Below are 21,952 nucleotides of genomic sequence, written 5' to 3'. Positions count from 1 at the left end.
CCCCGGCCCGGGCCGGGGCTCCGCCGGGCCGTCCGGCGCGAGGCCCTCCGGGGCGGGTGCGTCCGGCGCGAGCCGCCCCGCGCGGAGCGCCGGGCCGCGCCCCCGCCGGCGGGTGCCGTGGCGGGCGGGGGCGCGGGGAATTTGGGAGCGCTCCCATCGTCCGAGGATGGTGGGAGCATGTCAATGGTTCGCGCACGGGGGCGGTTTCGCGGGGAACATCGCGTCGCGCTCGTTCCCCCGCCGGACGCCGGGGGTTAGCCTCCTCGCGGAGGTGGGGAGCGATGGCGCTGTCCAGGAGGAGACTGCTGGCGACCGGCGGCGCGGCGGGAGCCGTGGGAGCCGTTCCGGCCGGCCGGGCGCACGCGCGGACGGGGACGCGGCGGACGCGGACCGGGTTCGAGATGCTGGCGGCCGGCGGGTACGCGGTGCTCGCCGGGCAGCGGGTGGGGGTCGTCACCAACCCCACCGGCATCACCCGCGACCTGCGGCACATCGTGGACGTGATGCACGCCGACGACCGCGTGGACCTCGTCGCCGTGTTCGGCCCCGAGCACGGGTTCCGCGGCACCGCGCAGGCGGGCGGCTCCGAGGGGCGGTACGACGACCCCGCCACGGGGCTGCCGGTGTACGACACCTACCTCAAGAGCGGGCAGCCCCTCGCCGACGTCTTCACCGCCTCGGGCGTGGACACCGTCGTGTTCGACATCCAGGACGTGGGCGCGCGCTTCTACACCTACATCTGGACGCTGTACGACTGCATGGCGGCGGCCGCGCTCGCCGGCAAGCGGATCGTGGTGCTGGACCGGCCCAACCCGATCGGCGGGCGCGCCGCCACCGGGCCGGTGCTGGACCGGGCGTACGCCACGTTCGTCGGGCGGGAGCCGATCGCGCAGGCGCACGGGATGACGGTCGGGGAGCTCGCCTCGCTGTTCGACGCGGAGTTCCTCGGCGGGCGGGTGAAGCCGGACGTCGTGGAGATGAGCGGATGGCGGCGCGGCGACTTCCACGACGCGACGGGGCTGCCGTGGGTGCCCCCGAGCCCCAACATGCCCACCCCGGACACCGCCCTGGCCTACCCGGGCACCTGCCTGTTCGAGGGCACGAACCTCTCCGAGGGCCGCGGCACCACCCGGCCGTTCGAGCTGGTCGGGGCGGAGGGGATCGACGCGCGCTGGGCCGAGGAGCTGAACGCGCTGCGACTGCCGGGGGCGCGGTTCCGCGAGGCGTACTTCGCGCCGACGTTCTCCAAGTTCCAGGGGCGGACCGTGGGCGGGGTGCAGTTGTTCGTCACCGACCGGGAGGCGTTCGACCCGGTGCGGACGGGGATCGCGATGCTGGTAACGGCCAAGCGGGTGTGGCCGGGCTTCGCCTGGCGCCCGGACAACTGGATCGACAGGCTGACGGGCTCGCCCCGGGTGCGGACGCTGATCGACGCGGGCGCGGGGCCCGACGAGGTGGCGGCCGACTGGCAGGAGGGGCTGGACCGCTTCCGGGCGGTGCGGCGGGAGCATCTGCGCTACCGGGGGCGGTGAGGCGGCGGCGAGGGGCCGTCCGGGTGCCGGAGGCGGCGGTACGGGACGGTGAAGAGTTGGGGGAATTCCGGGGGATCCAAGGTCAATTCTGAGGATTACTCGACAGTTGCAAGGCAAGTGGCCGGTTTCACTCGCAAAGCACCCCAAGATTTTCCCGTTTCGTCTCTTTGGTGACGCTTTTACCGGTTGCCCGGCGCCCGACCGTGCTGCGATAGTCGGTCACGTCCGACCCTCCCCATTGACCCGGGCCAGGTCGAGGACACCACCCCGAGCCGCGGGCACCACCCCTTGCCCCGCGGTGCACGATGAGGCCTCCACCACCGCCTACCGGGCGGTTCGGAGGCCTCTCGCGCCTATTGGGGGGTCTTCAGCTCGAACCAGGTGGTCTTGCCGCGCGGCAGCAGGTCCACTCCCCAGCGGTCGGACAGCTCGTCCACCAGGAACAGGCCGCGCCCGCTCTCGTCCAGGTCCCGCACCAGCGGCACCAGGCAGGGCAGGGCCCGCGACGGGTCGCGCACCTCCACCCGGACCCAGCCGCGGCGGCGGCTCATGCGCAGGCCGAACGCGCGGCCACCGGTGTGCCGCACGGCGTTGCCGACCAGCTCGGACACCAGCAACTCGCCCGTGTCGCACAGCCCGGGCAGGTTCCACGACCTCAGCACGGCGACGACCAGCCGCCGGGCCGTTCCGGCCTGCTCGGGCCGCGAGGACAGCCGCACCTCGTGCTGGGCGGGGTTGCCGAGCAGCTCGAGGACGGGCGCGGACCTGGGTTCCTCGACGGTGGGGGGCCGGTCGGCCCTGGTGCTCCCCGGCCGCCGTGTCTGCTCTGGTCCTCCCCGGCCCGCCATGGCCCCATCATGGCGGGCCCGGAAGGGGTTCGGGGGGGATCCGGGGGAATTGAGCCGCCCGGATGACACGCGGGGTGCCCGAGGCGGTGCGGACGGCCACGACGTCGGGGCGGCGGCCCCGTCCGCGCGCGGGCGCGGGCGGGGCCGCCGTCAGGTCACCTGGTGAACTCCGCCTTGCCGGGCCCGTTCTCGATGAAGCTGCGCATGCCGATGGCCTTGTCCTCGGTGGCGAACAGGCCGGCGAACAAGTGTCGCTCGATGGCCAGGCCCGTCTCCAGGTCGGTCTCCAGACCGGAGTCGACGGCCTCCTTGGCGGCGCGCAGCGCGTACGCCGGTCCGGCGGCCAGCCGGGACGCCCACTCCAGCGCCGCGGGGTAGACCTCCTCGGCGGGCACCACGCGGTCCACCAGGCCGATGGCCAGCGCCTCGTCGGCGCGCACATGGCGGCCGGTGAAGATCAGGTCCTTGGCCCGGGACGGGCCGACCAGGCGGGCCAGGCGCTGGGTGCCGCCCGCGCCCGGGATGACGCCGAGGAGGATCTCGGGCTGCCCCAGCTTGGCGTTCTCGGCGGCGATCCGGATGTCGGCGCACAGCGCGAGCTCGCACCCGCCGCCGAGGGCGTAGCCGGTGACGGCGGCGACGACCGGCTTGGGCAGCTTGGCCACGGCCGTGAACGCGTCCTGGAGGCCCCGGCCCCGGTCGACCATGTCGGTGTACGACATGGCCTCCATCTCCTTGATGTCCGCCCCGGCGGCGAACACCTTCTCGCCGCCGTAGACGACGACCGCTCGCACGTCGGAGCGGGCCGCGGCCTCGGCCGCCACCTCGGCGAGCGCGTCCTGCATGGCGATGTCGAGGGCGTTCATCGGGGGCCGGTCGAGGCGGATGGTGCCGACGCCGTTGTCTACCTCGAGCTGCACGGTCATGAGCGCCTCCGTTGGGTGTCGGGCGGCCGGTCGGGTACGTCGGGCGCGTCGCGGATCGATCACACGCGCGGAGGCAGAGCGTAACGCAGCCGGGCACGGCGCGGCCCGGTCCCGCACGGGGCGGGACCGGGCCGGGGCGGGGGCGCGGGCCGTCTCTACTGCTCGGCGGTCCACTCCGACCAGGGCATGTTCCAGCCGTTGAGGCCGTTGTCCGGGGCGACCTGCTTGTCCGCGGAGTTCTTCACCACGACCACGTCGCCGATCAGCGAGTTCTTGTAGAACCAGGCGCCGTGGCTGCCGTTGTCGCCGCCGCCCTTGTGGTCCCACAGGCCCACGCAGCCGTGGCTGACGTTCGCCGAGCCGAAGGTGGACTTCCCGGCCCAGTAGTTGCCGTGGATGAAGGTGCCCGACGTGGTCAGCCGCATGGCGTGCGGGACGTCGTGGATGTCGTACTCGCCGGCGTGGTTGACCGTGGCGCCGTTCATACGGGTGATCTCGAACTTCTCGCTGATCACCATGGTGCCGTTGTAGGTGGTGGTCTCGGGGGCGCCCGCGGTGATGGGCAGGGTCTTGACCACCTTGCCGTCCCGGGTGACCTCCATGGTCTTCTTCGCCGCGTCCACGACGCTGACCTGCCGGCGGCCGACGGTGAAGGACACCTCCTTGTACTGGGTGCCGTACACGCCCTCCGCGCCCTCCACGCCGCGCAGGCGCAGCTTCAGGGTGACCTTGGTGCCCTTGGCCCAGTAGTCCTCGGGGCGGAAGTCGAGCCGCTGGTCGCCGAACCAGTGGCCCTCGACGGGCACCGGCGGCTGCGCCGTCACCCGGACGGCCTTCTCCACGGCGTCGCGGTCGGTGATCGGGTGGTCGAAGCGCAGCGACACCGGCATGCCGGCGCCGACGGTGGAGCCGTCCTCGGGGGTGAACTCGCCGATGAAGGTGTCCTGCGCGGCGACGGTGGTGAAGGTGGAGCGGCCGGTGGCCTTGCGGCCCGCGGCGTTCTCGGCGACGGCCTCCACGGTGTAGGTGGTGTCGTTGGCGAGGTGCTCCGACGGCTGCCACCCGGCGCCGTTCTTCGCGATCCGGCCGGGGACGGCCCGGCCCTCGGCGTCCTTGACGGTGACGCTGGTCAGCCTGCCCTGTTCGGCCGTCACCTTCAGCGCTCCGCTGGTGGCGACGTCGTCGGCCTTGTTGCCCGGGGCGATGGCCACCACGGCGGGCGCGGCGTTCCTGCCGTCGCCGCCCGGCGCGGCGTCGCCGGAGCCGCCGCCCTTCTTCCCGTCGCCGTCCCCGCCCCCGCAGGCCGTCGCCAGCAGCAGCGCGGCGGCCGAGACCGCCATCAGGCCACCGCGCCGGCGCGCCACCCGTATCGGCTTCACTCGCGTGTCTCCCCTCACGGCCACGCCGCAGGGCGCACGCTGTCCCCGCGCGTCCCCCGAGCCCGGCCGGATCAAAAGGCCCATGTCCCTTGGTCAGGACGCGCGGGCGCGCTCAGGCAGCCCCCGTGTCCTCCCCACCCACCGATTAGAAAATCACACGAATGGCCGTCAATGAGCGGCGTTGTGTCACTGTTCGGTACCGGATCATGCCGGGGGGGCGCGGAGCCGCGGGGACGGCGAGGGAACGAGGGGGCACGGGGGCGAGGGGGCCGCCGCGGGGACGGGTCCGGGAGGAGGGGGAGGCGCGCGGCTCAGGCCACCAGGGCGCTCCCCCGCACCCAGGTGGACCAGTCCATGTTCCAGCCGTTCAGGCCGTTGTCCGGGGAGACGGTGCGGTCGGGCGAGCCCACCACCTCCACCACGTCGCCGAGCAGGGAGTGGCGGAAGAACCAGGCGGCCGTGCTCTCCCCGCCCTCGGTGGCCCGCGGCGCCGGGGAGACGCCCTTGGCCTGTTTGCGGGACGGCTTGACGTCGGCCAGGCCGATGCAGCCGTGGCTGGTGTTGGCCCGGCCGAACACGTCCTCCTCGGCCCAGTAGTTGCCGTGGATGAAGGTGCCCGAGTCGGTCAGCCGCATGGCGTGCGGGACGTCGGGGATGTCGTACTCGCCGCCGAAGCCCACCGTGCGGCTGTTCATCCGGGTGACCTCGGCCTTCTCCGTGATCACCATCCGGCCGTTGTACGTGGGGTTCTCCGCGCTGCCCGCGGTGACCGGCAGGACCCGCACCACCCGCCCGCCCCGGCGCACCGTCATGGTGTGCGCCGCCACGTCCACGGTGCTGACCTGGCTGCGGCCGACGGTGAAGCGGACGGTGCGGTCCTGGGTGCCGTACACGCCGGGCGCGCCCTCCACCCCGTCCAGGCGCATCCGCAGGGTGACCCGGGTGCCGGGCAGCCAGTAGTCGCGGGGGCGGAAGTCCAGCCGGGTGTCGCCGAACCAGTGCGGGGCGATCTCCACATGGGGCTCCGCGGTCACCCGGACGGCCCGCTCCACGGCGCGCCGGTCGGCGACGGGCCGGGTGAAGCGCAGCGAGACGGGCATGCCCACGCCGACCGTGGAGCCGTTCTCCGGGGTGTAGTAGCCGATGAAGGTGCCCTCGGGCGGCTCGGTGGTGAACGTCGAGCGCACGGCCGTCCGCTCCCCGCCGGCGTCCACCGCGACGGCCGACACCCGGTACGCGGTGCCGGGCGCCAGCCGCCCGTCGGGCAGCCACAGACGGTGGTCGCGGCTGAGCCTGCCCGCCACGGCGCGGCCCTCGTCGTCGGTGACCCGCACCCGCGTCAACTGGCCCCGCCTGGCCTCCACCCGCAGCCCCGCGGCGGGCTCCACGCCCCGCGCCCCGTCGTGCGGGGTGATCCGCACCGCGGGGGCGGAGCGGGCCCGCCCGTCCTGCGACTGCGGGCCGGGCGCGCCGCGGCAGGCCGCGAGCCCCAGGAGGGCGGCGACGGCGGCGAGGGCGGCGAGCACCGCCAGCGCCCGCTCCGCCCCCCGGTGTGCGACGTCCCTGCCCCGCGCTGCCTCCACCCGCCCATTCCTCCCGGCCCCGCGTCCGCCGGGGCGTCCCCCCGGACGGCTGTGGTCGTACAGGAGCCCGCCGGTCGCGCCCGTGCCCCTTCGCCCTGTGACAACGACGGCACGGGTGGTGAGGAAACGTGACGACGCGGGCGAAGGGGGGAACAACGTGGGGTAAGGGAGAACCAGCCGCGGGAGGTCGAGCCGGTGTCGGACGCAGCCCAGTACGAGCAGCGCGAGCCGTCGGAGGGCGCGGGCGGCCGCTCGCTGCTGGCGGAGCCGGCCGGGGGAGTCCGCCTGCTGGCCGCCCCGCTGCCCGCCGCCGTCGCCGCCCGCCCGGTGTGGCCCGGCGCCCCGGGGCCGCTCGGCGCCACCCACCGGCGGGGGCCCGGCGGGGTGGAGGGCACGAACTTCGCGCTGTGGGCGGCGGGCGCCGAGGCGGTCGAGCTGTGCCTGTTCGACGACGACGGGCACGAGGTCAGGCACGAGCTCACCGACCGCACCCGGCAGGTGTGGCACGGCTTCCTGCCCGGTGTGCGCCCCGGGCAGCGGTACGGCTACCGGGTGCACGGCCGCTGGGACCCGTGGACCGGCGCCCGCTGGAACCCCGCGAAGCTGCTGCTCGACCCGTACGCGCGGGCCGTGGACGGGGAGTTCGCGCTGCCGCCGGAGACGTACGGGCACGCGCTGGGCTGGCCCGAGCCCGGGGTCGCCGACACGGTGCGCGACAACCGGGACTCCGCGCCGCACGTGCCCAAGGGCGTGGTGGTGGACGACCGCCACGACTGGCCGCGCGACCACCGCCCGCGCACCCCGCTGGCCGACTCGGTGATCTACGAGCTGCACGTGCGCGGCTTCACCATGCGCCACCCCGGCATACCCGACGAGCTGCGCGGCACCTACGCCGGCCTGGCCCACCCCGCCGCGATAGAACACCTGACCGATCTGGGGGTGACCGCGGTGGAGCTGCTGCCCGTGCAGCAGTTCGCCTCCGAGGGGCATCTGCTGGACCGCGGCCTGGTCAACTACTGGGGCTACAACACCATCGGGTACTTCGCCCCGCACGCCGCCTACAGCGCGAGCGGCACCCGCGGGCAGCAGGTCGGCGAGTTCAAGCGGATGGTCGCCGCGCTGCACGAGGCCGGTGTCGAGGTCATCCTCGACGTGGTCTACAACCACACCGCCGAGGGCAGCGAGCTCGGCCCGACCCTGTCCATGCGCGGCATCGACAACCGCGGCTACTACCGCACCGCCCCCGACCCGCGCCGCTACGCCGACACCACCGGGTGCGGCAACAGCCTGGCCGCCGACACCCCGCAGGTGCTGCGGCTGATCACCGACAGCCTGCGGTACTGGGTCACCGAGATGGGCGTGGACGGCTTCCGGTTCGACCTGGCCGCCACCCTGGCCCGCCGCGACGGCGAGGTGGACATGCGCTCGCCGTTCCTGTCCGCCGTCGGCCAGGACCCGGTGCTGGGCCGGGTCAAGCTCATAGCCGAGCCGTGGGACGTGGGCCCCGGCGGCTACCAGGCGGGCGCGTTCCCCGCGCGGTGGGCCGAGTGGAACGACCGCTACCGCGACGCCGTGCGGGACTTCTGGCGCGGCGCCCACCCGGACCTGCGCGACCTGGGCTACCGCCTGTCCGGCTCCTCCGACCTGTACGCCGCCGGGGGCCGCTCCCCCGCCGCGTCCGTCAACTTCGTCACCGCGCACGACGGCTTCACCCTGCGCGACCTGGTCAGCTACCAGGCCAAGCACAACGAGGCCAACGGCGAGGACAACCGGGACGGCACCGACGACAACCGCTCGTGGAACTGCGGCGCCGAGGGCGAGACCGACGACCCGGCGGTGAACGCGCTGCGCCGCCGCCAGTCGCGCAACCTGCTGGCCACCCTGCTGCTGTCCACGGGTGTGCCGATGCTGGTCGCGGGCGACGAGATGGGCCGCACCCAGGGCGGCAACAACAACGCCTACTGCCAGGACGACGAGACGAGCTGGCTGGACTGGGCCGCGGCCGAGGACCCCGGCCGGCGGGCCCTGTACGACCTCGCCTCCCGGCTGATCGCCCTGCGCCGCGCCCACCCCGTGCTGCGCCGCGACACCTTCTTCTCCGGCCGCCCCGCCCGGCCCGAGGGGTTGCGGGACCTGGCCTGGTTCACCCCGCAGGGGCTCCAGATGACGGAGGCCGACTGGTTCGCGCCGTCCGCCACGCTCGGGATGTACCTCTCCGGCCGGGACATCCCGCGACGCGACCCGCGCGGCGAGCCGGTCACCGACGACAGCTTCCTGCTGCTGCTGCACTCCGGCGCCCGCGCCGTGGACTTCCGGCTGCCGGGCCCGCCGTGGGGCCGGTCCTACGAGCTGGTGCTCGACACCGCCGCCGAGGACCAGTCCACCGCCCCGGCCACCCACCACCCCGGCGGCTCCCGGGTGGTGCTGCCGGGGCGGTCACTGGTCCTGCTGAGGGTGACCGACTGAGACCCGCGGGGGCGGGGGTGGCGGGGCGGGACGGGTGACCGGCACAGGCCCGTGCGGGCGGGGCCGTTCCTCCGCAGGCCGAGGGCTCCGCCCCCGGACCCCCGACGGGGCTCGGCCCCGGCCTCTCACGCCGGGCGCAGCCACACCGTCGCGAGGGGTGGGACGGTCAGGGTGATGCTGGTGGGGCGGCCGTGCCAGGGCTGCGGCCGCGCGGGCAGCGGCTCGGGGTTGGTGACGCCGCTGCCGCCGTACACGAGCTGGTCGGTGTTGAGGACCTCGCGCCACGCGCCCGAGGGCGTCTCCGGCACGCCGACGCGGTAGCCCTGCCGCACCACAGGGGAGAAGTTGCTGACGCACAGCAGCGGCGGCCCCTCGGCGCCGTACCTGACGAAGGAGAAGGTGTTGTCCTGCGCCGCGTCGCCGTCGATCCACGCGAACCCGTCGGGCGAGGTGTCCAGGCTCCACAGCGCCGGGCAGCCCCGGTAGACGCGGTTGAGCTCGCGCACCAGGTCGCGCACCCCGCGGTGGTCGGCCTCCGCCGGGTAGCCGGGGTCGAGCAGCCACCAGTCGGGGCCGCGGTCGTGGGACCACTCGGCGCCCTGCGCGAACTCGCTGCCCATGAACAGCAGTTGCTTGCCGGGGTGGGCCCACATGAAGCCGAGGTAGGCGCGGGTGGTGGCGCGCTGCTGCCACCAGTCGCCGGGCATCTTCGACACCAGGGCGCCCTTGCCGTGCACCACCTCGTCGTGCGAGATCGGCAGGCAGTAGTTCTCCGAGTACGCGTAGACCATGGAGAACGTCATCTCGTGGTGGTGGTACCTGCGGTGGATCGGGTCGCGGGACAGGTACTGGAGCGAGTCGTGCATCCAGCCCATGTTCCACTTCAGCCCGAACCCGAGCCCGCCGAAGCCGCCGGGGCCGTGGACGTCGGTGGGGCGGGTGACGCCGTCCCAGGCGGTGGACTCCTCGGCGATGGTGACCACGCCGGGGCAGCGGCGGTAGACGGTGGCGTTGGTCTCCTGGAGGAACGCCACCGCGTCCAGGTTCTCCCGGCCGCCGTGGCGGTTCGGCCGCCACTTGCCGTACTCGCGGGAGTAGTCGAGGTAGAGCATGGAGGCGACCGCGTCCACCCGCAGGCCGTCGATGTGGAACTCCTCGCACCAGTACACGGCGTTGGCCACCAGGAAGTTGCGGACCTCGTGGCGGGCGTAGTCGAAGGTGAGGGTGCCCCAGTCGGGGTGCTCGGCGACCAGCGGGTCGGGGTGCTCGTACAGGGGGGTGCCGTCGAAGCGGGCCAGCGCCCACGCGTCCTTGGGGAAGTGCGCCGGGACCCAGTCCATGATCACGCCGATGCCGGCCCGGTGCAGCGCGTCCACCAGGAACTTGAAGTCGTCGGGAGTGCCCAGGCGGGAGGTGGGCGCGTAGTAGGAGGTGACCTGGTAGCCCCAGGAGCCGCCGAACGGGTGCTCGGCGACCGGCATCAGCTCGACGTGGGTGAAGCCGAGGTCCTTCACGTACGCGGGCAGTTGCTCGGCGAGCTCGCGGTAGGTCAGCCCCGGCCGCCAGGAGGGCAGGTGGACCTCGTAGACGGAGAACGGCTCCAGGTGGGCCCGGCTGGAGGCGCGGCGGCGCATCCACTCGTCGTCGGTCCAGGTGTGCTCGGAGACGGTGACCACGGACGCGGTGGCGGGCGGGACCTCGGTGGCGCGGGCCATCGGGTCGGCCTTCATGAAGCGGTCGCCGCCGGGTCCGGTGATCTCGAACTTGTACCGGGTGCCGGGGCCGATGTCCGGGACGAACAGCTCCCACACGCCGGAGGAGCCCAGCGAGCGCATCGGGTGGCCGGTGCCGTTCCAGCAGTTGAAGTCGCCGACCACGCGCACGCCCCGGGCGTTGGGCGCCCACACGGTGAAGCGGGTGCCGGTGACCTCGCCGACCGCGGTGGTGTGCGCGCCGAGCGCCTCCCACAGCCGCTCGTGGCGGCCCTCGCGGATCAGGTGCAGGTCGAGCTCGCCGAGGGTGGGCAGGAAGCGGTACGGGTCGGGCGCGGTGCGCTCCTCGCCCTCGTAGGAGACCACCAGCCGGTGGTCGGGGACGGCGTCGAGCGGCAGCAGGCCCGTGAACAGGCCGTCCCGCTGGTGGGTGAGCTCGGCGAGCAGGCCGGGGGCGGCGACGCGGACGCCGCGCGCGTAGGGGCGCAGGGTGCGCACGGCGATGCCGCCGGGCACGGGGTGGGCGCCGAGCAGGGAGTGCGGGTCGTGGTGGGCGCCGGCCAGGAGGCGGTCCAGGTCGGGGTCGGGCAGCGGGGCGGGCGCCGTCGCGAGGGGCGCGGCGGGCTCGGCGGGGCCGTTCTGGGCGGGCAGGCCGCCCTGGGCCGGGCCGCCGTCTGCGGGGCTGTTCCGCGCGGGACCGGGGCGCGCCGGTCCGGAGGGGGCCGCGCGGAGCACGTCACCGGAGCGCGGGCGGCGGGCGACGGACGGGTCGGACGGCTGGCGCGGGGTCACGGGGGGAACTCCTCCTCGGGCGAGGGTGGACGTGCCTGGACGGTGGGGCGGGGGCGGCGCGCCGGGCTAGGGGACGGGCGCGGCCAGGCGGTGGATCGCGGACATCGGGATGGGCAGCCAGGAGGGGCGGTTCCGCGCCTCGTACAGCACCTCGTACACGGCCTTGTCGATCTCGAAGGCGCGCATGAGCACCCACTCGGCGCGCGGGTCGGTCTCGCCGACGGCCGCGTACCCGGCGCAGAAGGCGGTGCGGTTGCGCTCGGCCCACGCGTCCGCCTCGGGGCCGGCGCCGTTGTGCCGGGCGGCGTAGTCGAAGGAGCGGAGCATCGCGGCGACGTCCCGCACGACGGGCTGCGGGCGGCGGCGCTCGGCGAGGGGGCGGCCCGGCTCGCCCTCGAAGTCCAGCAGCACCCAGCCCGCGGTGGTGCGCAGCACCTGCCCCAGGTGCAGGTCGCCGTGGATCCGCTGGGCCCGCAGGGCGCGGCCGCGGCCGCCGAGGGCGGCGAGGTCCGCGTAGGCGCCGCGCAGGGCGGTGCGGTAGGGGACGAGCTGGGGGACGGCCGCGGCGGCGGCGTCGAGGCGGTGGGTCATGCGCGCGGCGAGGGCCTCGGTGCCGGCGCGGTCCAGGGTGACGGTGGGCAGGGCGCGGCCGAGCACGGTGTGCACCTCGGCGGTGGCCTCGCCGAGCAGAAACGACTCGGCGGTGAAGTCCTCGGCGGGGACGGAGGCCAGGGCCAGTTCCCAGCCGTCGGCGGAGCCGGGCAGGAACCGCTGGAGCAGGCCGAGGGTGGTGGGCCGGCCCCCGTCCGCGTCGGAGCCGGGCCAGGGGGTGTCGAACCAGGCGACGGGGGCGGGCACGCGGGTGCTGCCGGAGTCGGCGAGGGCCAGGCTCAGCTCCAGGTCGGGGTTGGTGCCCGCGCTGACTCTGCGGAACACCTTCAGGATCAGGCTGTCCCCGTACACCACGGAGGTGTTGGACTGCTCGGCGGTGCCGACCCGGGGCTGGAGGTGGTCGGGGATGGTGACGTGCGGGCGGCGGTGGAAGCGCAGGGTGTCGACGTGGCCGCCGGTGGCCAGGGCCTTCAGCAGCAGCCCGGACAGGCGCGGGTCGTGCAGCGCGTCCACCACCGTGGTGCCGTCGTGCGGGCCGCCGTCCACGCGGCCGACGACCGCGCCGCTCAGGGCGGCGGGCACCCCGACGCGGGTGCCGAGCAGCAGTTGGTAGCAGTCGCCGGGGTCGGCGGTGCCGGGTGGGGCGCCGGGGACGGGGTGGGGGACGCGCAGCAGCAGGTGCAGCAGGCCGGGGTCGCCCTGCGGGGTGGGCGCGGCCAGTTCGGTCGCGGACAGCACCGAGACCTCTCCGACGGGGTGGCCCTTCCCGGCGAACCAGCGCTGCCGGGGCAGCCACGCGCGGAGCATGGGGAGCACGGCGTCCAGCAGCTCGCCCGGGGCCGCCGGCGGCCGGTGCCGGGTCTTCGAGGTGACTGCACGGGTCCAGGAAATCTCTGACATGACGTCCTTTCCCCGGGGCCTCTCGGTGGCCGGGAGTCTCCCGGAATACGACGGTGGCTGTCCGGCGGAAGGCGCCGTGTCGCGCGAGGATCGTCCGTGCAGGGGGTGCAAGTGGCCCACTCAGCCGTCCGGCCGGTGCGGAGCCGTGCGGCCCCGCGTTCCCGGACGGGCGTCTCCGACGTGTCGCACCACTGCGCCTTCGTGCACTGCGGCGTGTGACCTTCGGGCTTGTGACATACGGGCTTTTTTTACGACCGGTCCGGTTGTTGAAGTAACCTGCCCGGGGCCGGGCGGAAGAAACCGGCCCGCCCGGAGTTCTCCGGACGGGCCGTCGCGGTGCCTACCCCGCCTCGTCGCGGCGGAGCCGGAACCAGTAGAAGCCGTGCCCGGCGAGCGTCAGCAGGTAGGGCCACTCGCCGATGGCGGGGAAGCGCACGCCGCCGATCAGCTCCACCGGGTGGCTGCCGTTGAACGCCCGCAGGTCCAGCTCGGTGGGCTGCGCGAACCGGGAGAAGTTGTTCACGCACAGCACCAGGTCGTCCCCGTACTCGCGCAGGTAGGCCAGCACGCTGGGGTTGGACGAGGGCAGCTCGGTGTAGGAGCCGAGGCCGAAGGCGACGTTCTGCTTGCGGATCTCGATCATCCGGCGGGTCCAGTGCAGCAGCGAGCTGTGGTTGCTCATCTGCGCCTCGACGTTGGTGACCTGGTACCCGTACACCGGATCCATGATCACCGGCAGGGACAGCCGCCCGGGGTCGCAGGAGGAGAACCCGGCGTTGCGGTCCGGGGTCCACTGCATGGGGGTGCGCACCGCGTCCCGGTCGCCGAGCCAGATGTTGTCGCCCATGCCGATCTCGTCGCCGTAGTACAGGATCGGCGAGCCGGGCAGGGACAGCAGCAGCGCGGTGAACAGCTCGATCTGGTTGCGGTCGTTCTCCAGCAGCGAGGCCAGGCGGCGCCGGATGCCGATGTTGGCGCGCATGCGCGGGTCCTTGGCGTACTCCGCGTACATGTAGTCGCGCTCCTCGTCGGTGACCATCTCCAGGGTCAGCTCGTCGTGGTTGCGCAGGAAGATGCCCCACTGGCAGCCGGAGGGGATCGCCGGCGTCTTGGCCAGGACCTCCGAGACGGGGTAGCGGGACTCGCGGCGCACCGCCATGAAGATGCGCGGCATGACGGGGAAGTGGAACGCCATGTGGCACTCGTCGCCGCCGACGGAGTAGTCGCCGAAGTAGTCCACGACGTCCTCGGGCCACTGGTTGGCCTCGGCGAGCAGCACCGTGTCGGGGTAGTGCGCGTCGATCTCGGCGCGGACCCGCTTGAGGAACTTGTGGGTGGCCGGGAGGTTCTCGCAGTTGGTGCCCTCCTCGGCGTACAGGTAGGGCACGGCGTCGAGGCGGAAGCCGTCGATGCCGAGGTCGAGCCAGAACTTCAGCGCCGCCAGGATCTCCTCCTGGACCGCGGGGTTGTCGTAGTTCAGGTCGGGCTGGTGGCTGAAGAACCGGTGCCAGTAGTACTGCTTGCGGATCGGGTCGAACGTCCAGTTCGAGGTCTCGGTGTCGACGAAGATGATGCGCGCGTCGGAGTACTGCTTGTCGTCGTCGGCCCACACGTAGTAGTCGCCGTACGGCCCGTCGGGGTCGGTGCGGGACGCCTGGAACCACGGGTGCTGGTCGCTGGTGTGGTTCATGACGAAGTCGATGATCACCCGCATGCCCCGCTGGTGGGCCGAGTCCACGAACTCGACGAAGTCCGCCAGGTCGCCGAACTCGGGGAGGACCGCGGTGTAGTCCGACACGTCGTACCCGCCGTCGCGCAGCGGGGAGGCGAAGAACGGCGGCAGCCACAGGACGTCCACCCCGAGCCACTGGAGGTAGTCCAGTTTGGCGGTCAGGCCCTTGAGGTCGCCGACGCCGTCACCGTTGCTGTCCTGGAACGAGCGGACGAGGACCTCGTAGAAGACGGCCCGTTTGAACCACTCCGGATCCCGGTCCTTGGCCGGGGTGTCCTCGAAGGTGTCGTGGACGGGTTCGTTGACGATCAATTGGGTGACCCTCCGATCTGCGGGGTGGGTCGCAGTGAGAACACGTGCGCGGGGCGCCTGCCCGGCTCCAGGCGCACGTAGTTGCTCCTGCCCCAGTGGTAGGACTCGCCGGTGAGCTCGTCGCGCACGGCGAAGGAGCCGTCCCACTCCAGGCCCAGCTCCGGCATGTTCAACGAGACGGTGGCCTCTCGGGTGTGATGAGGGTCGAGGTTGACGATCACCAGGACGGTGTCCCACGCGCCCGGCCCGCCCTCGGCGCCCTCCGCGTCCCGCGGGACGCGGGTGCGCTTGCTGTAGGCGATCAGCGCGTCGCTGTCCACGTGGTGGAAGCGCAGGTTGCGCAGCTCCTGGAGGGCCGGGTGCGCCCTGCGGATCCGGTTCAGGGTGGTGAGCAGCGGCGCCAGGCTCTCGCCGCGCTCCTCGGCGCCCCGCCAGTCACGCGGCCTGAGCTGGTACTTCTCCGAGTCGAGGTACTCCTCGCTGCCCGCGCGGACCGGGGCGTTCTCGCACAGCTCGAAGCCCGAGTACACGCCCCACGTGGGCGAGAGCGTCGCCGCGAGCACCGCCCGCGCCTCGAACGCGGGCCTGCCGCCGTGCTGGAGGTAGGCGTGCAGGATGTCCGGCGTGTTCACGAAGAAGTTCGGCCGCATGTAGGCCGCGGCGTCGCCGGACAGCTCGGTGAGGTACTCGGTGAGCTCGTCCTTGCCGTTGCGCCAGGTGAAGTAGGTGTAGCTCTGCTGGAAGCCGATCTTCGCCAGGGTGTGCATCATCGCCGGGCGGGTGAACGCCTCGGCCAGGAAGACCACGTCCGGGTCGGCGGCGTTGACCTCGGCGATGACCCGCTCCCAGAACACCACCGGCTTGGTGTGCGGGTTGTCCACCCGGAAGACGCGCACCCCGTGGTCCATCCAGTACCGCAGGACGCGCACGGTCTCGGCGACGATGCCCGCCATGTCCTGGTCGAACGCGACCGGGTAGATGTCCTGGTACTTCTTCGGCGGGTTCTCGGCGTAGGCGATCGTGCCGTCGGCGCGGTGGACGAACCACTCCGGGTGCTTGACCACCCACGGGTGGTCCGGCGAGCACTGGAGCGCGAAGTCGAGCGCCACCTCCATGCCGAGCTCGCGCGCCCGCGCCACGAAGGCGTCGAAGTCCTCGATGGTGCCCAGGTCCGGGTGGACGGCGTCGTGGCCGCCGTCGGGCGACCCGATCGCCCAGGGCGAGCCGACGTCGTGCGGCCCGGCCGTGGCGGAGTTGTTGGGGCCCTTGCGGAAGGTGGTGCCGATCGGGTGAATCGGCGGCAGGTACACCACGTCGAAGCCCATCGCGGCCACGGCGGGCAGGCGCTCGGCGGCGGTGCGGAACGTCCCGCCGCGCGGCGGCCGCTGCCCGGTGGGGTCCACCACCGCGCCCTCGGAGCGCGGGAAGAACTCGTACCACGCCCCGTACAGGGCCCTTCTGCGTTCCACCAGCAGCGGCAGCGGCCGGGACGCGGTGACCAGCTCGCGCAGCGGATGCCGGGTCAGCACCCGGGTGACCCGCGGCGAGAGGGCGGCCTCCAGGCGGGCCAGCGGCGTGCGCTCCTCGTCGCGCAGCGCCCGCACCGCCTCGAGCAGCTCCTCGCGGCCCTCGGTGCGCGGCACCCTGCGGGCGGCGCGCTCCAGCAGCTCGGCGCCCTCGGCGAGCATCAGGGCCACGTCGATCCCGGCCGGGACCTTGATGCCGGCGTGGTGCCGCCAGGTGGCCACCGGGTCGCTCCACGCCTCGACGGTGTAGGTCCACCGGCCCTCGCGGGTCGGGGTGACCTCCGCGCCCCACCGGTCGGTGCCCGGGGCGAGTTCGCGCATCGGTGTCCACGGCCCGCGGCGGCCCTCCGGGTCGCGCAGGACCACGTTGGCGTTGACCGCGTCGTGGCCTTCTCGGAACACGGTGGCGGTGACCTGGAAGGTCTCGCCGACGACGGCTTTCGCGGGGCGGCGCCCGCACTCCACGAGAGGGCGGACGTCGAGGACGGGAATACGACCGATCATTGCCTCACCTGGGGGGAGTGGCTGGCTCGTACGGGGGTCGTGTGCACTTGAGGGTGGATCCGTCTCCGACGGGCTCGCGCTCCGGAGAGCCTTCCCCGCCGTTGGCCCCGGACACCCCGGGATCAAGGGAGGTAGTCCAGGATATTAGCCTGCAAGCGCCGCGAAACGTAACGTAACGGTGAATATGCTGTTTTCTTCACGTTTCGGGCATGACGGAGCAACGGGTGCCCCGCCGCACGGCCACGAGGTGCGCCCGCGCGGACGGCCCGGTCCCTCAGGGGGACGGCTACCCCGTCTGCACTCTAGGAAGCCATCTTCGTGCAGTCGATGGTGCGTGACCCCGCAAGGGAGGCGGCGGGAGGGAGCTGACGGGGCCACAGGAGGCGGCGGGGCGACGGCTCGGGGCTTCGGGGCGGGCGGGGACGGGTGGGCCCGACGGGGACCCGGGGAGGGCGGGCGCGCGTCGCGGTAAGGGCGGGACAAGGCACATGGGTCGGGCCGCCGCAGGAGGGGCACGCGTCCGGGGAGGGCAGCGCACCCACACAGGCCGGGCCCACCGCAGGCGCCAACGACCCGGCGAGCCCCAGGGCCCCACCCCGCGCCCCTCCACCCCGGCTCAGGACGACGCGTCACGCAACCCCCCGACACGCCCGGCCGCTCCGGACCGGCCCCGCCCCTGGGGTGGTGGGCGGGGCGACGGGCGGGAGGGCGGGCGGGCGACGGAGGCGAGACTATTGCGGGCAATAGCGAATACGGCGGGTCATCCCGGATAACGTCGAAGCGTGAAGGCCATTCGTCGTTTCACCGTGCGTACCGTGCTGCCGGAACCCCTGCGGCCGCTGACCGAACTGGCCCAGAACCTCCGCTGGTCCTGGAGCCCCGAGACCCGAGACCTGTTCCAGTCCGTGGATCCCGACATCTGGCGGGCCACGGGCGGGGACCCGGTGCGGCTCCTCGGCGAGGTGCCCGCCGAGCGGCTCACCGCTCTCGCCCGCGACCGAAGGTTCCTCAGAAGGCTCGCCACCGTCACCGAGGACCTGCACGACTATCTGACCAATCCGCGCTGGTACCAGGGCGCCGTGGCGGAGGGCGCCGCGGCCGGCGGCACCTCGCCGCTGCCCTCCGCCATCGCCTACTTCTCCCCCGAGTTCGGCATCACCGCCGCCCTCCCCCAGTACTCCGGCGGCCTGGGCATCCTCGCCGGCGACCACCTGAAGTCGGCCTCCGACCTCGGCGTGCCGGTGGTCGGCGTGGGCCTGCTGTACCGCCACGGCTACTTCCGCCAGTCCCTGTCCCGGGAGGGCTGGCAGCAGGAGCACTACCCGGTGCTCGACCCGAACGAGCTGCCGCTGGCCCTGCTGCGCGAGGACGACGGCTCCCCGGCCTGCGTCACCATCGACCTGCCCGGCGGCCGGCGGCTGCGCGCCCAGATCTGGCGCGCCCAGGTGGGGCGGGTGCCGCTGCTGATGCTCGACTCCGCGGTGGAGGAGAACAGCGCCGCGGAACGCGACGTCACCGACCGCCTGTACGGCGGCGGCAGCGAGCACCGGCTGCTCCAGGAGATCCTGCTCGGCATCGGCGGGGTGCGCGCGGTGCGCGCGTTCTGCCGGCTGACCGGCCACGCCGCGCCGGAGGTGTTCCACACCAACGAGGGCCACGCGGGCTTCCTCGGCCTGGAGCGCATCCGCGAGCTGATGGCGGAGGGGCTGCCGTTCGACGCGGCCCTGGAGGCGGTGCGCGCCGGCACCGTCTTCACCACCCACACGCCGGTGCCCGCCGGGATCGACCGGTTCGGCCGGGACCTGGTGGCCCGGCACTTCGGCGACGACGGCGCGCTGCCGGGCGTCCCGGTGGACCGGATCCTGGAGCTGGGCACCGAGAGCTACCAGGGCGGCGACCCGGGCGTGTTCAACATGGCGGTGATGGGCCTGCGCCTGGCCCAGCGCGCCAACGGGGTGAGCACGCTGCACGGCGGCGTCAGCCGGGGGATGTTCAGCGGCCTGTGGCCGGGCTTCGACGCCGCCGAGGTGCCGATCACCTCGATCACCAACGGCGTCCACGCCCCGACCTGGGTGGCCCCCGAGGTGTGGGCGCTGGGCGCGGCGCAGTTCGGGGCCGAGCGCACCGAGCGGGCCATGACGGTGGGGTCGTCCTCGCCCTGGGAGGCCGTCTCCGGCATCCCCGACCAGACCGTGTGGGAGCTGCGGCGCACCCTGCGGGAGAAGCTGGTGGAGGACGTGCGGCGGCGGCTGTACGACTCGTGGCGCCAGCGCGGGGCGGGCGACGCCGAGCTGGGCTGGGTGCGGGAGGTGCTGGACCCGGACGTGCTGACCATCGGGTTCGCCCGCCGGGTGCCGTCCTACAAGCGGCTCACCCTGATGCTGCGCGACCAGGAGCGGCTCGCCTCGCTGCTGCTGCACCCGACCCGGCCGGTGCAGATCGTGGTGGCGGGCAAGGCGCACCCGGCCGACGACGGCGGCAAGCGCCTGGTGCAGGAGCTGGTGCGGTTCGCCGACGACGCCAGGGTGCGGCACCGGATCGTGTTCCTGCCCGACTACGGCATGGGCATGGCGCAGCATCTGTACCCCGGCTGCGACGTGTGGCTGAACAACCCGCTGCGCCCGCTGGAGGCGTGCGGCACCTCGGGGATGAAGGCGGCGCTCAACGGCTGCCTGAACCTGTCGGTGCTGGACGGCTGGTGGGACGAGTGGTTCGACGGCGACAACGGCTGGGCGATCCCCACCGCGGACGTCCCCGGCACCGACCCCGACCGCAGGGACGACCTGGAGGCGGCGGCGCTGTACGACCTGATCGAGAACCAGGTCGCGCCGCGCTTCTACGACACCGACGCCTCCGGGCTGCCGGGGCGCTGGATCGAGATGGTCCGGCACACCCTGGTGACCCTCGGCCCGAAGGTGGTGGCCGGGCGGATGGTGCGCGAGTACGTGGAGCGCCTCTACGCCCCGGCGGCGCGGGCGCACCGGCAGGTCGCGGCGGACGGCGGCGCGGGCGCCCGGGACCTGGCCGCGTGGAAGGCCAGGGTCCGCCAGGCGTGGCCGAGGGTGGCCGTGGACCACGTGGAGACCACGGGCCTGGAGGACGCGCCCGAGCTGGGCAGCACGCTGAACCTGCGGGTGCAGGTGGCGCTGGGCGGCCTGGACCCGGCGGACGTGGACGTGCAGGTGGTGGCGGGCCGGGTGGACGCCGCGGACCGCATCGAGGACGGCTCGGTGACGTCGCTGAAGCCCACCGCCCGGCCCGACCTGGAGGGGCACTGCCTGTACGAGGGCCCGCTGCCCCTGGACCGCACGGGCCCGTTCGGCTACACGGTGCGGATCCTGCCGGCGCACCCGCTGCTGGCGACGAGCGCCGAGTGCGGCCTGATCACGGTGCCGCCCGAGTCGGAGGGGATGTCGTCGGGGCTGCTGCGCTGATCCGCAGGCCGAACACCCCGAGCCGGGGGCGCCCTGTTCTCTCGGGGGCGCCCCCGGCTTCGTCCGGCGGGGGAGGGTTGTCCGTCGGCCGCGGAGGGGGGGGGTGTTCCGCGGCGGCCGGACCCCCGCCGGGGTGGGCGGCGCCGGGGTGGGGAGTGGGCGCCGCCCGTTCGGGCCGGTCCGGCGGGGGGACGCGAGGCAGCCTTCGCGGGGTGAGGGGCTGCCTCGCGTCCGTCCTCCGGGGGACCGGCGGTCCTGGTGCCTAGACGGCGGCCGGTTCCTTGCGCTCCGGGCTGCCGTCGGAGGGCTGCTTGGTCAGGGACGGCGCGCCCCCGTCCGCGTCCCGGTCCGTGTCGCCGCCGTACGGGGCGTGGTCGTCCACGAGGGTGGCCTCGTCGAAGGGGATGGACCCGGCGAGGACCTGCCGGGCGCGGTCCCGGTCGATCTCCTTGGTCCAGGTGCCGATCAGGACGGTGGCGACCGCGTTGCCGGCGAAGTTGGTCAGGGCGCGGGCCTCGGACATGAAGCGGTCGATGCCGACGATCAGGCCGACGCCGTCCACCAGCTCGGGGCGGTGGGACTGGAGGCCGCCGGCGAGGGTGGCCAGGCCGGCGCCGGTGACGCCCGCCGCGCCCTTGGAGGCGATGATCATGAAGACCAGCAGGGAGATCTGCTCGCCGACCGACAGCGGGTCGCCCATCGCCTCGGCGATGAACAGCGAGGCCATGGTCAGGTAGATGGCGGTGCCGTCGAGGTTGAAGGAGTAGCCGGTGGGGACGGTGATGCCGACGACCGGCTTGCTGATGCCCAGGTGCTCCATCTTGGCGATCAGGCGCGGCAGCGCGGACTCCGAGGAGGAGGTGGCCAGGATCAGCAGGAACTCGCGGCCCAGGTACTTCAGCAGGGTGAAGATGTTGACCCGGGCGAACACCCACAGCAGCGTGCCGAGGACGGCGAAGACGAACACCACGCAGGTCGCGTAGAAGCCGAGCATGATCACGGCCAGGCTCTTCAGCGCGTCCACGCCCGTCTCGCCGACGACCGCGGCGATGGCGCCGAACGCGCCGACCGGGGCCACCCACATGATCATGGCGAGCACGCGGAAGACCAGCCGCTGGATGTGCCCGATGCCGCGCAGCACGGGCTCGCCCGCGTTGCCCATGGCCTGGAGGGCGAAGCCGACCAGCAGGGCGATCAGCAGGGTCTGGAGGACCTCGCCCTCGGTGAAGGCGGAGACCATCGTCTTGGGGATGATGCCGAGCAGGAAGTCCACCGTGGACTCGCTGGCGCCCTCGGCCTGGGTGTGGCCGACCTCCTTGGCGCTCTCGGTGAGGTGGAGGTTGTCGCCGGGGTGGAGGACGTTGCCGACGACGAGGCCGATGGCCAGCGCCACCGTGGACATGGCGGTGAAGTACAGCAGGGCCATGCCGCCGACGGCGCCGACCTTGGCCGCCTTCCGGACCGAGCCGACGCCGAGCACGATCGTGCAGAAGATGATCGGCGAGATCATCATCTTGATCAGGTTCACGAAGCCGGTGCCCAGCGGCTTGAGTTCCTTGGCCGTGTCGGGCGCCGCGAGACCGACCAGGATGCCGATCAGCACCGCGGCGATCACGGCGATGTACAGGTAGTGGGTCCGGTCCCGGCGCTTGACCGGGCGCTGTGTGGCGGGCGCGGTGTCCGCAGCCATGGCG

The 21,952-nt window shown here is 73.6% G+C and carries 12 protein-coding genes; 3 read left to right on the top strand and 9 right to left on the bottom strand.

Annotated features, from left to right (window positions below; translation table 11 throughout):
- The first annotated feature begins 281 nt into the window (after positions 1-281).
- Positions 282-1,532 (top strand): exo-beta-N-acetylmuramidase NamZ family protein, encoded by a 1,251-nt coding sequence (locus ACYVO2_RS18890; RefSeq protein WP_461009039.1) that lies wholly within the window; start codon positions 282-284, stop codon positions 1,530-1,532.
- Between the two features lie 353 nt (positions 1,533-1,885).
- On the opposite strand, the gene ACYVO2_RS18885 is transcribed toward ACYVO2_RS18890, so the two are convergent.
- The 4 genes from ACYVO2_RS18885 to ACYVO2_RS18870 form a co-directional block, all read right to left on the bottom strand.
- Positions 1,886-2,380: an ATP-binding protein gene (locus ACYVO2_RS18885; protein ID WP_461009038.1), complete on the bottom strand. Its 495-nt coding sequence runs from the start codon at positions 2,378-2,380 to the stop codon at positions 1,886-1,888.
- 155 nt (positions 2,381-2,535) lie between these two features.
- Positions 2,536-3,306 carry an enoyl-CoA hydratase/isomerase family protein gene (locus tag ACYVO2_RS18880; RefSeq protein ID WP_461009037.1) on the bottom strand — a complete coding sequence of 257 codons (771 nt, stop codon included), beginning with the start codon at positions 3,304-3,306 and terminating at the stop codon, positions 2,536-2,538.
- 155 nt (positions 3,307-3,461) lie between these two features.
- Positions 3,462-4,646, bottom strand: coding sequence for a L,D-transpeptidase (locus ACYVO2_RS18875; protein WP_461009036.1), 1,185 nt, complete (start codon positions 4,644-4,646; stop codon positions 3,462-3,464).
- 350 nt (positions 4,647-4,996) lie between these two features.
- Positions 4,997-6,268, bottom strand: coding sequence for a L,D-transpeptidase (locus ACYVO2_RS18870; RefSeq protein WP_461009035.1), 1,272 nt, complete (start codon positions 6,266-6,268; stop codon positions 4,997-4,999).
- Positions 6,269-6,463: 195 nt separating this feature from the next.
- On the opposite strand from ACYVO2_RS18870, the gene glgX reads away from it, so the two are divergent.
- Positions 6,464-8,734 (top strand): glycogen debranching protein GlgX, encoded by a 2,271-nt coding sequence (gene glgX, locus ACYVO2_RS18865; RefSeq protein WP_461009034.1) that lies wholly within the window; start codon positions 6,464-6,466, stop codon positions 8,732-8,734.
- A gap of 125 nt (positions 8,735-8,859) precedes the next feature.
- On the opposite strand, the gene glgB is transcribed toward glgX, so the two are convergent.
- The 4 genes from glgB to ACYVO2_RS18845 form a co-directional block, all read right to left on the bottom strand.
- The gene (gene glgB / locus ACYVO2_RS18860; RefSeq protein ID WP_461009033.1) at positions 8,860-11,238 is read right to left on the bottom strand and encodes a 1,4-alpha-glucan branching protein GlgB; all 2,379 of its coding nucleotides are present in this window, start codon (positions 11,236-11,238) and stop codon (positions 8,860-8,862) included.
- 66 nt (positions 11,239-11,304) lie between these two features.
- On the bottom strand, positions 11,305-12,750 hold the full coding sequence (locus tag ACYVO2_RS18855) for a maltokinase N-terminal cap-like domain-containing protein (RefSeq protein WP_461009032.1): 1,446 nt from the start codon (positions 12,748-12,750) through the stop codon (positions 11,305-11,307).
- Between the two features lie 340 nt (positions 12,751-13,090).
- Positions 13,091-14,794, bottom strand: a complete 1,704-nt coding sequence (gene treS, locus ACYVO2_RS18850; protein WP_461009031.1) for a maltose alpha-D-glucosyltransferase — start codon at positions 14,792-14,794, stop codon at positions 13,091-13,093.
- A complete protein-coding gene (locus ACYVO2_RS18845) occupies positions 14,791-16,824 on the bottom strand; it encodes an alpha-1,4-glucan--maltose-1-phosphate maltosyltransferase (protein ID WP_461009030.1) in 2,034 nt (677 codons plus the stop codon). The genes treS and ACYVO2_RS18845 overlap by 4 nt, the downstream gene beginning before the upstream one ends.
- 782 nt (positions 16,825-17,606) lie before the next feature.
- Here ACYVO2_RS18845 and ACYVO2_RS18840 point away from each other — a divergent pair.
- Positions 17,607-20,258, top strand: a complete 2,652-nt coding sequence (locus ACYVO2_RS18840; RefSeq protein WP_461009029.1) for a glycosyltransferase family 1 protein — start codon at positions 17,607-17,609, stop codon at positions 20,256-20,258.
- A gap of 262 nt (positions 20,259-20,520) precedes the next feature.
- Here ACYVO2_RS18840 and ACYVO2_RS18835 read toward each other — a convergent pair whose 3' ends face one another.
- Positions 20,521-21,948, bottom strand: a complete 1,428-nt coding sequence (locus tag ACYVO2_RS18835; RefSeq protein ID WP_461009028.1) for a cation:dicarboxylate symporter family transporter — start codon at positions 21,946-21,948, stop codon at positions 20,521-20,523.
- Positions 21,949-21,952: the final 4 nt, after the last annotated feature.

The sequence above is a fragment of the Streptomyces capparidis genome, assembly GCF_054782095.1.
The sequence above is the reverse complement of the archived record's forward strand: the minus strand, read 5'-3'. Positions and strand labels throughout refer to the sequence as shown.